This is a genomic window from Dietzia cinnamea NBRC 102147 (assembly GCF_001571065.1).
GTDB lineage: Bacteria > Actinomycetota > Actinomycetes > Mycobacteriales > Mycobacteriaceae > Dietzia > Dietzia cinnamea.
Genome location: NZ_BCSW01000024.1, coordinates 35,719 through 47,760, shown reverse-complemented (window position 1 = coordinate 47,760; position 12,042 = coordinate 35,719). Strand labels below are relative to the sequence as shown.

The window sequence follows — 12,042 nt, the reverse complement described above, 5'->3', positions numbered from 1 at the left end:
CCCACCTGTTGCGTCGGGAGATGGAGTCGGGTGCCAGTGGCGGGGACTTCGTGGCCGCGTGCCGCACGGTGCTCCGTCGCCTCGAGGGCGCCTTCACTCTGGTCTTCAGCCATGCCGCCCACCCGGACGTCCTCGTGGCCGCGCGGCGCTCGACCCCGCTCGTGCTGGGTGTCGGCGAGGGTGAGATGTTCCTGGGGTCCGACGTCGCGGCGTTCATCGAGCACACCCGTGACGCCATCGAGCTGGGTCAGGACAACGTCGTGGTCCTGCGCGCGGACTCGTACGAGATCACCGACTTCGCCGGTGAGCCCTCCGAGGGGCGTCCCTTCTACATCGACTGGGATCTGGCCGCCGCCGAGAAGGGCGGCTACGACTACTTCATGCTCAAGGAGATCGCCGAGCAGCCGGGGGCGGTCGCCGACACCCTGCTCGGTCACTTCCAGGACGGTCGCATCGTGCTGGACGAGCAGCGGATGAGCGATCAGGACCTGCGCGACATCGACAAGGTGTTCATCGTGGCCTGCGGCAGTGCCTACCACTCGGGCATGGTCGCCAAGTACGCGATCGAGCACTGGACCCGGCTCCCATGCGAGGTCGAGATCGCCTCGGAGTTCCGCTATCGCGACCCGGTCCTGGACCGTTCCACGCTCGTGGTGGCCATCTCGCAGTCCGGCGAGACCGCGGACACCCTCGAGGCGGTCCGTCACGCCAAGGCCCAGAAGGCCCGTGTCCTGGCGGTGTGCAACACCAACGGTTCGCAGATCCCTCGGGAGGCCGACGCCGTCCTGTACACGCATGCCGGGCCGGAGATCGGTGTCGCCTCCACCAAGGCGTACCTCGCGCAGATCACGGCCAACTACCTGGTCGGTCTCGCGCTCGCGCAGGCTCGCGGCACCAAGTACCCGGACGAGGTGGCGGCCGAGTTCCGTCAGCTCGAACGCATGCCCGAGGACATCCAGAAGGTCGTCGACTCCCTGGGTCCGGTCCGGGGGATCGCCCGCGAGCTCGCCGGCTCCAAGTCGGTGCTGTTCCTCGGCCGCCACGTGGGGTACCCGACGGCACTGGAGGGCGCGCTCAAGCTCAAGGAGCTGGCGTACATGCACGCCGAGGGGTTCCCGGCAGGGGAGCTCAAGCACGGTCCGATCGCCCTCATCGAAGAGGGTATGCCGGTCTTCATCGTGATGCCGCCGGTCGAGGGTCGCGGGGTCCTCCACTCCAAGCTGGTGAGCAACATCCAGGAGATCCGGGCCCGCGGCGCGCGGACCATCGTGATCGCCGAGGAGGGCGACGAGGTGGCCCGGCCCCTCTCGGACTACTTCATCCCGATCCCGGCCTCGACCACTCTGCTCCAGCCGCTGCTGGCCACCATCCCGTACCAGGCCTTCGCCGCCGAGGTCGCCGCCGCGCGCGGGTACGACGTGGACAAGCCCCGCAATCTCGCCAAGTCCGTCACGGTGGAGTGACCCGCCCGCGATAGTCAGATCATGAGGCGCGCCCATCCCGTCGAGGTCATCCGCGCCGCGGAACGTCCGCTCATCGAGGCGGCCGCCGCGGCCGGGGACCCCGACGCGGTGATGCGGCGCGCGGCGGCGGGCGTCGCCCACCACACCGCGGCGCTGTTGCGTGAGCGCACCGGCGGCGTCTACGGCCGCTCCGTGCTGCTGCTGGTGGGCAGCGGTGACAACGGCGGGGACGCCCTGTACGCGGGCGCGATCCTGCGTGGCCGCGGGTGCCGCGTGGAGGCCGTTCTGCTGAGCCCGGACCGCGTGCACGAACGTGGTCTCGCCGCCCTGCGCCGCGCGGGCGGGCGGGTGCGCGGCGCGGAGACCGTGGGCTCCCACGTACCCGTCCCCGATGTCGCCGTCGACGGTGTGGTGGGTCTGAACGGCAGGGGACCGCTGCGTGACCCGGCGGGAGCGATCGTCCGGGGCTTGACGGCGGCCGGCGTGCCGTGGGTGGCGGTGGACCTGCCCAGCGGGATCGACGCCGACACGGGCACCGTTCACGAGCCGCACGTGCGGGCGGCGCTCACCGTCACCTTCGGCCTCATGCGCCGCGCCCACCTGCTCGCCTCGCCGGAGTGCGGCCGCGTCGAGGTCGTGGACATCGGCCTGGCCGAACCGCCGGACGGCCCGGACGTCGTGCGGCGCCCCGGCCCCGCCGAGGTGGGGCGCCATTGGCCGGTGCCGGGGCCGGACGACGACAAGTACACGCAGGGCGTGGTCGCGGTGCGCGCCGGGTCCGAGCGGTACCCGGGTGCGGCGGTCCTGTGCGTGTCGGCTGCGGTGACGGCCACGTCCGGGATGGTGCGGTACGTGGGGGCGGGGGCGGACGCGGTGCTGGCCGCCCGCCCCGAGGTGGTGTGCCACCCGACGGTCGCCGACGCGGGCCGCGCCCAGGCGTGGATCGTGGGGCCCGGCGGAGGGACGGGGCCGGACGCGGTGGCGGACATCGACGCGGTCCTCGCGGAGGGGCGGCCGACGGTGCTCGACGCGGACGCCCTCACCTGCGTCGCGACCCACCCGGTCCTGCTGCGGAGCGCCACCGCGCCGGTGCTGCTCACCCCGCACGCCGGCGAGTTCGACCGGCTCACCGGCGGATGGGACCGCGGCGACCGCCCCGGCGCGCTGCGCCGGTACGTCGCGGGGCTGCGGGACCGTGGGATCGAGGCGACGGTGCTGCTCAAGGGACGTGTCACCCTGGTCGACGACGGCGAGACGACGTTCGCGGTGGACTCCGGTTCCTCCTGGGCCGCGACGGCCGGTTCGGGCGATGTGCTGTCCGGGATCGTGGGCGCGTTGCTCGCGAGCGGCAGGGCGGCGTACGGATCTCCGGCGTGGCCGGCGGTCGAGGCGGCGACGGTGCACGGGGAGGCCGCGCGCCGGGCGGCGCACCGACACACCGTGGGCGCGGGCGGTGCTCACGGGGGCCCGGGCGCGCCGATCGGTGCATCCGACCTGCTGGCCGCGATACCGGGGGCGATCTCGGCGCTGCGGGGGAGGGAATCGCTGCCCGCCGGCGCTTTTTGGCAGAATTGACAGAATGGGTCCAGTTGTCCCCCCGGCTCCGTGCCGCGCCGAGATCGATCTGGACGCGATCGAGCACAACAGTCGCGTCCTCGTCCGGTCTGCCCGCGGGGCCCGGGTCATGGCCGTGGTCAAGGCCGACGCCTACGGGCACGGCGCCGTCCCCGTCTCCCTGGCCGCGCTACGCGGGGGTGCGCACGCGTTGGGGGTGACCACCATCGTCGAGGCCCTGCAGCTGCGATCGGCGGGCATCGACGCGGAGATCCTCGCGTGGCTCTACTCCGCCTCGGACGACGTCCGCGCGGCGGTCGAGGCGGATATCGACCTCGCGATCCCCAGCCCGGCCCACCTGGACACCGTCCTGGAGGCCGCGCGCCGCACGGGCCGTCGTGCCCGTGTCACCCCCAAGATCGACACGGGCCTCGCGCGGTCCGGCATCTCCCTCGAGGAGTGGCCGGCCGTGCTCGAGCGGCTCGTCACGGCCACGGCCGGCGGGCTGGTCGAGGTCACGGGGCTGATGGCCCACTTCGCGCACGCGGACGACCCGGGTAACCCGGTCATCGACCTGCAGGTGGCGCGGCTCCACGAGTGTGTGGCCCAGGCGCGGGGCCGTGGTCTGGACTGCCCGGTCAACCACCACGCCAACTCGGCCGCGACGCTCACCCGCCCCGAGGACGGGTTCGAGATGGTCCGCCCGGGCATCGCGCTGTACGGCCTCAACCCGGTCGAGGGACTCGAGGTGGACCTGGTGCCCGCCATGACGTTCTCGGCCGAGGTGCTCATGGTCAAGAGGCTGGCCGCGGGGCAGGGTGTGAGCTACGGGCACACGTGGCACGCCCCTCACGACACCACCGTCGCCCTCATCGCGGCGGGCTACGCCGACGGAGTGTGGCGGCTGCTCTCGGGCCGGCTGGACGTCTCGATCGGCGGGCGGCGCTATCCGAACGTCGGCCGCGTGTGCATGGACCAGTTCGTCGTCGACCTCGGACCCGACCCCGGACAGGCGGTGCGGGTGGGGGACACCGCCGTGTTGTTCGGCACGGGCGCTGACGGCGGGCCCACCGCCGCCGAGTGGGCCGAGACCCTGGGCACCATCCACTACGAGGTGGTCACCGCGGTGCGTGGCCGGGCCGCGCGCCACCACGTGGTACGCGGCAGCCATGCCGCGCCGTCCGCGCGTGGGACCCGCGCCGTCGCGCGGAGCGACGACGCCGCACCGGGGGCCGGGCGGGGGGTCGGGGGATGAGCGAGGACCACGACGACGAGGTCGGCGACGACCCGCGCGGTGGGCCCCGGCTGCGATTCCCGAGACGGCCCGAGCGGTCGGCCGCCGAGACACCGGTCGAGATCCGACCACCCGAGGTGGCCGGAGGCACGCCGCGCGACGCGGAGGCGGTCGCCGAACGGATCCGGACGCCCGGTGGCCTGCGCGCCGGCCTGAGCGCGCTCGGCGCCGCCACCCTGGGTTCGGTGGTCACGCTGCTGCCCGGCCGACGCGCCAACGACCCGTGGGCCGGCGAGGACATGTGGGAACTCGGGGTGGACCGGGGTTCCATGGTCGCCGCGACCGACGGTGTCCCGCTCGCGGTGCGCGAGGCGGGGCCCACCGACGCTCCGATGACGGTCGTGTTCGTCCACGGCTACACCCTGTCGATGGACACCTGGCATTTCCAGCGCCGGCACCTGGCCGACCGGTTCGGCTCCGAGATCCGGATGGTCTTCTACGACCAGCGCGGGCACGGCCTGAGCGGGGCCGGCTCGCGGAAGAACGCGACCATCGACCAGCTGTCCCGGGACCTCGACACCGTCATCTCGGCGACCGCCCCCACCGGGCCCGTCGTCGTGATCGGCCACTCCATGGGCGGGATGACCGTGATGGGGTTCGCCGCCCGGCACCCCGAGACGGTCCGTGAGCGGGTCCTGGGGGTCGGGCTGGTCTCCACCGCGATGGCGGAGCTCTCGGAGGCCGGACTCGGGGCGGTGCTCGACAACAGGAGCGTGGCCCGCCTCGCCGGGCTGGCCGGCCGCAGCCCCGGCGTGTTCACGAGCAGCCGGCGCGCGCTCGGGGCGATCATCTCGCCGTTCATCTACGGCGGGTCGTTCGGGGACCCCGCCACGGTCAGTCCGACCGTCGCCCGGTTCGTGGACAAGCTCATCGCCTCGACCGACGTGCTGACCATCGCCAACTTCTTCGAGACCCTCACGCGGCACGACGAATCGGCCGCCATGCCCGTTCTCCGCGAGGTCCGCACGACGGTCCTCAGCGGCGACCGGGACCTGCTCACCCCGCTGGACCGGTCGGTCGACATCGTCGAGGAGCTCCCCGACGCCGAGTTCGTCGTGGTCCCGGGCGCCGGGCACATGGTGATGCTCGAGGAGCCCGCGCACGTGTCCGAGGTGTTGGGCGACCTCGTGGCCGACGCGATCATCGAGTGGCGCCGCCTCGAGCGGGCGGGCCGCGCCGACGGGAGCCGGACATCGTGACGATCGGTGTGCCGGGGGAGCGCGACCTGCCGACGGTCGAGGACACGCGCGCGCTGGGCGTCGAGCTGGCCGGGCTGCTCCGCGCCGGCGACGTGGTGGTGCTCGACGGACCCCTCGGCGCGGGCAAGACCGCCCTGACCACCGGGATCGCCGCTGGCCTCGGCGTGCGGGGCCGCGTGACCTCGCCGACCTTCGTCATCGCGCGCCGCCACCCGCCCACGACGCCCGGCGGCCCGGGGCTCGTCCACGTCGACGCCTACCGCTTTCTCGGCGGGCAGGACCCGGACGGGACCCGGCCCACGACGGGCGACCTGGCCGACGAACTCGAGTCCCTCGACCTGGACTCGGCCCTCGACACCGACGTCGTGGTGGTCGAGTGGGGCGCCGGGTTCGTCGACTCGCTCGTCGAGGCCCCGCTCGTGGTGACCCTGCGCCGGCCCGACGGCACCGACGTGCGCACCGCCGTCTGGAGCCGGGGCGCCTCGCCCGGCCACGCGGTCGGCCCGGCGGTACCCTGACCTCGTGCTGGTCCTCGCCGTCGACACCTCCACCCCCTTCGTCACCGCGGGGGTGTGCCGCCTCGTGCCCGGTGACGACCACCCTGTGGTCGAGACGCTGGCCATCCGCGTCACCGAGGACGCCCGCGCCCACGCGGAGCTGTTGACCCCGCACATTCTCGACTGTCTCGCCGATGCCGGCCTGGCCGCGGACGGCCTCGACGCCGTGGTGGTGGGCACCGGCCCGGGTCCGTTCACCGGGCTGCGGGTCGGGATGGCCACCGCCGCCGCGTTCGCCGACGCCCTCGGCAGACCGGTCCACGGGGTGTGCTCGCTCGACGGGCTCGCGGCCACCGCGCGCGCCGCCGGGGCCGACGGGGACCTCGTCGTCGTCACCGATGCCCGTCGCCGCGAGGCGTATCACGCCCGCTACTCACCGCAGGGCGTGCGGACGTCGGGTCCCACGGTGGGGCCCGCCGCCGACATCGACGTCGCGGGCGCCACCCACTTCGTCGGGGATCCCGACCGCCTGCGCGAGGTCACCGACGCCCGCGGTCCCGCCGACACCCACGGTCCCGCCGACACCCACGGCCCCGGCGCCGTCCGCGGCGACCACGGCGCGGGCGACGCGCTGCCGCGTGTCCTCGACGGCGTGCACGCGCCCGATCCGGCCGGACTCGTCACCGCGGCGGCCGACGCCTTGCTCACCGACGCGGCACCGGCCCCGCTCGAGCCTCTCTACCTGCGACGCCCCGACGCGATCCCGCCCCGGCGCGCCGAACCCTCCGCGGCCCTGCGCGGGGTGGGGCGATGACCGGGACGCCGGACGTCGTCCACGACGCGCTGGTCCCCGACGACGCCATGCGCTGCGCCGACCTGGAGAGGCTCCTGTTCCGCGGCGACGGCCCGTGGTCGGCGGCGGCGTTCCTGTCCGAGATCGGCTCGCGTCACACCACGTGCCTGGCCGCCCGCGTCGACGGGCGGCTGGTCGGCTACGCGGTCCTGGCCGGGCTCGGGCCCGAGGGCGACCGCGAGTTCGAGGTGCACACCATCGGCGTCGACCCGGAGTACCAGGGGCGCGGCATCGGACGCGCGCTGCTGCGGCGGATGCTCGCGGTGGCCGACGCGGAGGGCGCGCCGGTCGTCCTGGACGTGCGGACCGACAACGTCCCCGCGCGCACGCTGTACGAGACCCACGGGTTCGAGGTCGTCGGCCTGCGGCCCCGGTACTACCGGCCCAGCATGGCCGACGCGCATCTCATGGTGCGGTCGGCGCGGGCCGGCGGGCGCGCGGACGGTGACGTCGCCGGCAGCGCGGGCGGCGGAAGCGCGGACACTGGTGGCGACGACACGGGAGAGGGGAGCGGCCGATGAGGACCGTCATGGGGATCGAGAGCTCGTGCGACGAGACGGGCGTGGCCGTGGCGCGGGTCCACGACGACGGGCGGGCCGAGCTGCTGTCCGACGTGGTCGCCTCGTCGATGTCCGAGCACGCCCGCTTCGGCGGCGTCGTCCCCGAGATCGCCTCCCGCGCCCACCTCGAGGCGCTCGTCCCCACGGTCCGCGCCGCGCTCACCGAGGCCGGGGTGGAGCGACCCGACGCCGTCGCCACCACCATCGGACCCGGGCTGTCCGGAGCACTGCTCGTGGGCTCGTCCGCGGCCAAGGCCTACGCCGCCGCCTGGGGCGTGCCGTTCTACGCCGTGAACCATCTGGTCGGCCACGTCGCCGTCGCGGGCTTCGACGGCGGGCCGCTGGGGGAGTGCGTGGCCCTGCTGGTCTCCGGCGGCCACACCCAGCTGCTGCACGTACGCTCGCTGACCGAGCCGGTCGCGGAGCTCGGGTCGACCGTCGACGACGCCGCCGGCGAGGCGTACGACAAGGTCGCCCGTCTGCTCGGTCTCGGTTACCCGGGCGGACCGGTGATCGACCGCCTGGCCGCCACCGGCGACCCCCGCGCCATCGCGTTCCCCCGCGGGATGACCGGCCCGCGCGACGCCCGCCACGACTTCTCCTTCTCCGGGCTCAAGACCGCCGTGGCCCGGCGGATCGAGACCGCCGAGCGGGACGGCGAGCAGCTCGACGTGGCCGACGTCGCGGCGTCGTTCCAGGAGGCGGTCGCCGACGTTCTCACCATGAAGGCCGTGCGGGCCTGCACCGATCTTGGGGTGGACACCCTGCTCATCGGCGGCGGCGTGGCGGCCAACTCGCGGCTGCGCGACCTCGCCGCCCACCGGTGCGCCGAGGCCGGCCTCACACTGCGTGTCCCGCGGCCGCGCCTGTGCACGGACAACGGCGCCATGGTGGTGGGGGTCGCCTCCGCCCTGCTCGCCTCGGGCGCCGCGCCCAGTCCGCTGACCGTCGCCGCCGACCCGGGCCTGCCGGTCGAGGTCACGCAGGTCGCCTGACTCCGCAGGCGGGCGGCACGGCGCCCGGCGCCGGCACGGCGCCGACGCGGCTAGAACCCGAGAATCGCCATCCCCATCGCGGCGGACGTGAGCGCGAGGACGAGGAACATGAGCATCCACGCGATGCCGAGGTAGCCGATGACGAGGGCCGAGATCGCCATCGCGCGGCCCTCCTGTCCCCGCCGCCTGATCTGCGCGAGCGACACGTGCCCGAGGATCACCACGATCACGGTGATGACCGCGGGCACCAGCGGGACGAACAGGCCGAGGAACGAGCCGAAGACGACGTTGCCCACGGCGACGACGAGGGCTACGAGAGCCAACTCGTTTCCGCCTGCCGGGTGCACCGGGTCATACGGGTCGGACACCGGCCGGTCAGTCCCCGGCCGGTTCGGTGCGATCGACGCGGGTCCGTTGCGCGAAGTACAGGCCGAGCCCGGCGAGCGTGAACCCGCCGATGAAGTTCCCGATGTGGACCGGGATCTGGTTCCACAGCAGCCAGTCGGCGACGCTCACGTCCGCCCCGAGCATCATCCCCGCGGGGATCGTGAAGTGGTTGACCACCGCGTGCTCGTAGCCGAGCGCGAAGAACGTGAGGATCGGCAGCCAGATCGCCAGGATCTTGCCCGAGGTGCTCGAGGAGGAGAACGACATGATCACGCCCAGCGCCACCAGCCAGTTACACAGCACCGCGCTGAGCGTCACCCAGCTCAGCCCGGTGACCAGGCCCGCCTCCTTGTAGGCGATCGTCTTCTCCACCGCGAGGTCGGCGAGGGCCTGGGCGCCGGTCGCGTCCGGCTCCGTGCCCATCCCCGTGAGCACGGAGGTGATCATCCAGGCGGCGGCGAGTCCGCCGATCGTGTGGCCGAGGATCATCCAGCCGAAGACCCGCAGACAGTCCCGCACCCGGACCCGCTTCTCCATGACCGCGAGCGGCACGAGCCCGTAGGCGCCGGTGACGAGTTCCCACCCGAGCAGCACGACCAGGGTGAGGCCGATGGGGAAGAGGACGGCGCCGACGATCTCGACCCCGGTCGCGTCGGTGACCATGACGGCCAGCGTCGTGGCCGCGCCGAGCAGATAGACGGCGAGGAAGCCCCGCAGTGCCAGCTGCCATCCCGGGATGTGGGCCTTCTTCTCCCCGGCGTCGACGGTGGCGGTGACGATGTCGGGAGGGGCTACTGCAGTCATTGCTGGGCCTCGCTGTCCTCGATGGGTGATCGGATCGGGCAGAGGTGTTCTGGTCGCTGACGTCCGTGCGTGCGGGCGAGCCTACCGGCGGCGGGGGGATCCGCAACGCGAAGAGCCTGCACGCGGTTTCCTTGAGTGCTGGCACTCGCCTGTGTAGAGTGCCAATAGACACGGTGCACCGAGGGCGTCACCCGCGACGGCGCACGCGGCGGGCCGGGTCGTACGGAAACCACGGGACGCCCTCGGTGTCCCGGATCTTCGAACCACACTCCGAGCCGCCCGGGATCCGGGCGGCCACACCCCATACGGGAGGATCATCGTGGCGATCAAGCCGCTTGAGGACAAGATTCTCGTCGAGGCCATCGAGGCCGAGACCACCACGGCGTCCGGCCTCGTCATCCCGGACACCGCCAAGGAGAAGCCCCAGGAGGGTACCGTCGTCGCGGTCGGCAAGGGCCGCTTCGACGAGGACGGCGACCGCATCCCCATGGACATCAAGAAGGGGGACAAGGTCATCTACTCGAAGTACGGCGGCACCGAGATCAAGTACGAGGGCAAGGAATACCTGATCCTCTCCTCGCGTGACGTCCTCGCGGTCATCGACTGACGTGAGCCGCGTCAACCCCGCCCCGGCGGCGCCGGCGACTGCCAGGCACCACCGGGGCGGTGGTGTCTCGCGCCGCGACACCGTATCGACCCGACCACCCACTTCCCTCCAGGAGTTCCATCAATGTCCAAGTTGATCGCGTTCGACGAGGAGGCCCGCAAGGGCATGCTCGCCGGTGTCGACGAGCTCGCCGACACCGTCAAGGTCACGCTCGGCCCCAAGGGGCGCCACGTCGTGCTCGCCAAGGCGTTCGGCGGCCCCACCGTCACCAACGACGGCGTCTCCATCGCCCGTGAGATCGAGCTGGCCGAGCCGTTCGCGAATCTCGGGGCGCAGCTCGTCAAGAGCGTCGCCACCAAGACCAACGACGTCGCCGGCGACGGCACCACCACCGCCACCGTGCTCGCCCAGGCCCTCATCCGTGAGGGGCTGCGCAACGTCGCGGCCGGCTCCAACCCGATGGCGATGGGCAAGGGGATCGAGAAGGCCGCCTCCGCCGTCGTGGAGTTCCTCCGCTCGGCCGCGACGCCCGTCTCCGGCTCCGAGGCCGTCGCGCAGGTCGCGACCGTGTCCTCGCGTGACCCCGAGATCGGCCGCATGGTCGCCGAGGCCATGGACGCTGTCGGCGTCAACGGCGTGGTCTCCGTCGAGGAGTCGCAGGGGCTGCACACCGAGGTGTCCGTGACCGAGGGCATCGCCTTCGACAAGGGCTTCCTCTCGCCGTACTTCGTCACGGACCCGGATGAGCAGAAGGCCATCTACGAGGACGTCCTGGTCCTGCTCCACCGCGAGAAGATCAGCTCCCTGCCGGACCTGCTCCCGCTGCTGGAGAAGGTCGCCGAGACCGGCAAGCCGCTTCTAATCGTCGCCGAGGACGTCGACGGCGAGGCGCTGTCGACGCTGGTGGTCAACTCGATCCGCAAGACGCTCAAGGTCGTCGCCATCAAGGCGCCGTACTTCGGTGATCGCCGCAAGGCCTTCCAGGAGGACCTCGCGATCGTCACCAAGGGGCAGGTCGTGAGCCCTGACCTGGGCATGAAGCTGTCCGAGTGCGGACTGGAGGTGCTCGGGCAGGCCCGCCGCGTGACCGTGTCCAAGGACGAGACGATCATCGTCGACGGCGCGGGCGACCAGGCCGACGTCGACGCCCGCGTGGCGCAGCTGCGCCGCGAGGCCGAGGCCACCGACTCCGACTGGGACCGCGAGAAGCTCGAGGAGCGGATCGCCAAGCTCGCCGGCGGCGTCGCCGTGATCCGTGTCGGCGCGGCCACCGAGACCGAGCTGACCGAGCGCAAGCTCCGTGTCGAGGACGCCGTCAACTCGGCCAAGGCCGCCGTCGAGGAGGGCATCGTCGCCGGTGGCGGCTCCGTGCTCGTCCAGGCGGCCGCCGCGCTCGAGCGGCTCGCCGAGGACACCACCGACGCCGACGAGAAGGTCGGCGTGACCGTGGTCCGCAAGGCGCTGTCCGCCCCGCTGTTCTGGATCGCCGCCAACGCCGGCGAGGACGGCTCCGTCGTCGTCAGCAAGGTCGCGGACCTCGGCCCCCGGGACGGTTTCAACGCCGCGACGGGCGAGTACGGCAACCTGGTCTCCGCCGGGATCATCGACCCGGTGAAGGTCACGTCCTCCGCAGTCGTCAACGCGTGCTCGGTGGCCCGCATGGTCCTCACCACCGAGACCGCGATCGTCGAGAAGCCCGAGGAGAAGGGCGCCGACACGCACTCGCACGCCGGTCACTCCCACTGATCGCGACCGGCTCACGGGCCCCGTTCCCCGCACCGGCGGGGAGCGGGGCCCGTCGCCGTTCCATGCCGGTCGTGTGGTCCCGC

12 protein-coding genes are annotated in these 12,042 nt (G+C 73.0%); 10 read left to right on the top strand and 2 right to left on the bottom strand.

All coding sequences use genetic code 11. The annotated features are described in order from the left end of the window. The 8 genes from glmS to tsaD all read left to right on the top strand — a co-directional run. Positions 1 to 1,463 (top strand): glutamine--fructose-6-phosphate transaminase (isomerizing) (glmS, locus tag DCI01S_RS10165; protein ID WP_061229110.1); only part of this gene is annotated, 1,463 nt, incomplete at its 5' end. A gap of 21 nt (positions 1,464 to 1,484) precedes the next feature. Further along, positions 1,485 to 3,038, top strand: coding sequence for a bifunctional ADP-dependent NAD(P)H-hydrate dehydratase/NAD(P)H-hydrate epimerase (locus tag DCI01S_RS10160; RefSeq protein WP_061229099.1), 1,554 nt, complete (start codon positions 1,485 to 1,487; stop codon positions 3,036 to 3,038). 4 nt (positions 3,039 to 3,042) lie between these two features. Beyond that, positions 3,043 to 4,272 carry an alanine racemase gene (alr, locus tag DCI01S_RS10155; protein WP_061229098.1) on the top strand — a complete coding sequence of 410 codons (1,230 nt, stop codon included), beginning with the start codon at positions 3,043 to 3,045 and terminating at the stop codon, positions 4,270 to 4,272. After that, the gene (locus tag DCI01S_RS10150) at positions 4,269 to 5,510 is read left to right on the top strand and encodes an alpha/beta fold hydrolase (protein WP_082767736.1); all 1,242 of its coding nucleotides are present in this window, start codon (positions 4,269 to 4,271) and stop codon (positions 5,508 to 5,510) included. Before alr ends, DCI01S_RS10150 begins: the two co-directional genes overlap by 4 nt. Further along, positions 5,507 to 6,028, top strand: a complete 522-nt coding sequence (gene tsaE, locus DCI01S_RS10145) for a tRNA (adenosine(37)-N6)-threonylcarbamoyltransferase complex ATPase subunit type 1 TsaE (protein ID WP_061229109.1) — start codon at positions 5,507 to 5,509, stop codon at positions 6,026 to 6,028. The genes DCI01S_RS10150 and tsaE overlap by 4 nt, the downstream gene beginning before the upstream one ends. A gap of 4 nt (positions 6,029 to 6,032) precedes the next feature. Then, positions 6,033 to 6,821 (top strand): tRNA (adenosine(37)-N6)-threonylcarbamoyltransferase complex dimerization subunit type 1 TsaB, encoded by a 789-nt coding sequence (gene tsaB / locus DCI01S_RS10140; protein WP_061229097.1) that lies wholly within the window; start codon positions 6,033 to 6,035, stop codon positions 6,819 to 6,821. Further along, entirely contained in the window at positions 6,818 to 7,381 is a 564-nt protein-coding gene (gene rimI, locus DCI01S_RS10135) for a ribosomal protein S18-alanine N-acetyltransferase (protein WP_061229096.1), read from the top strand. Before tsaB ends, rimI begins: the two co-directional genes overlap by 4 nt. After that, positions 7,378 to 8,415: a tRNA (adenosine(37)-N6)-threonylcarbamoyltransferase complex transferase subunit TsaD gene (gene tsaD / locus DCI01S_RS10130; protein WP_061229095.1), complete on the top strand. Its 1,038-nt coding sequence runs from the start codon at positions 7,378 to 7,380 to the stop codon at positions 8,413 to 8,415. The genes rimI and tsaD overlap by 4 nt, the downstream gene beginning before the upstream one ends. Before the next feature lie 50 nt (positions 8,416 to 8,465). Here the strand turns inward: tsaD and DCI01S_RS10125 are convergent, their stop codons facing one another. Together DCI01S_RS10125 and DCI01S_RS10120 are read right to left on the bottom strand one after the other, a co-directional pair. Beyond that, positions 8,466 to 8,783: a DUF4190 domain-containing protein gene (locus DCI01S_RS10125; protein WP_061229094.1), complete on the bottom strand. Its 318-nt coding sequence runs from the start codon at positions 8,781 to 8,783 to the stop codon at positions 8,466 to 8,468. Positions 8,784 to 8,790: 7 nt separating this feature from the next. After that, the gene (locus tag DCI01S_RS10120) at positions 8,791 to 9,606 is read right to left on the bottom strand and encodes a formate/nitrite transporter family protein (protein ID WP_061229093.1); all 816 of its coding nucleotides are present in this window, start codon (positions 9,604 to 9,606) and stop codon (positions 8,791 to 8,793) included. Positions 9,607 to 9,919: 313 nt separating this feature from the next. Here DCI01S_RS10120 and groES point away from each other — a divergent pair, with 313 nt between their 5' ends. Both groES and groL read left to right on the top strand, forming a co-directional pair. Continuing rightward, positions 9,920 to 10,213 (top strand): co-chaperone GroES, encoded by a 294-nt coding sequence (groES, locus tag DCI01S_RS10115; protein ID WP_182642644.1) that lies wholly within the window; start codon positions 9,920 to 9,922, stop codon positions 10,211 to 10,213. A 123-nt stretch (positions 10,214 to 10,336) separates the two neighbouring features. Continuing rightward, positions 10,337 to 11,959: a chaperonin GroEL gene (groL, locus tag DCI01S_RS10110; RefSeq protein ID WP_061229091.1), complete on the top strand. Its 1,623-nt coding sequence runs from the start codon at positions 10,337 to 10,339 to the stop codon at positions 11,957 to 11,959. The last annotated feature ends 83 nt before the right edge of the window (positions 11,960 to 12,042 follow it).

Coding starts and splice junctions, on each gene's coding strand:
- rimI (WP_061229096.1), top strand. CDS start 6,818: ATGACCGGGACGCCGGACGTCGTCCACGACGCGCTGGTCCCCGACGAC.
- groL (WP_061229091.1), top strand. CDS start 10,337: ATGTCCAAGTTGATCGCGTTCGACGAGGAGGCCCGCAAGGGCATGCTC.
- DCI01S_RS10150 (WP_082767736.1), top strand. CDS start 4,269: ATGAGCGAGGACCACGACGACGAGGTCGGCGACGACCCGCGCGGTGGG.
- alr (WP_061229098.1), top strand. CDS start 3,043: ATGGGTCCAGTTGTCCCCCCGGCTCCGTGCCGCGCCGAGATCGATCTG.
- tsaD (WP_061229095.1), top strand. CDS start 7,378: ATGAGGACCGTCATGGGGATCGAGAGCTCGTGCGACGAGACGGGCGTG.
- DCI01S_RS10120 (WP_061229093.1), bottom strand. CDS start 9,606: ATGACTGCAGTAGCCCCTCCCGACATCGTCACCGCCACCGTCGACGCC.
- DCI01S_RS10160 (WP_061229099.1), top strand. CDS start 1,485: ATGAGGCGCGCCCATCCCGTCGAGGTCATCCGCGCCGCGGAACGTCCG.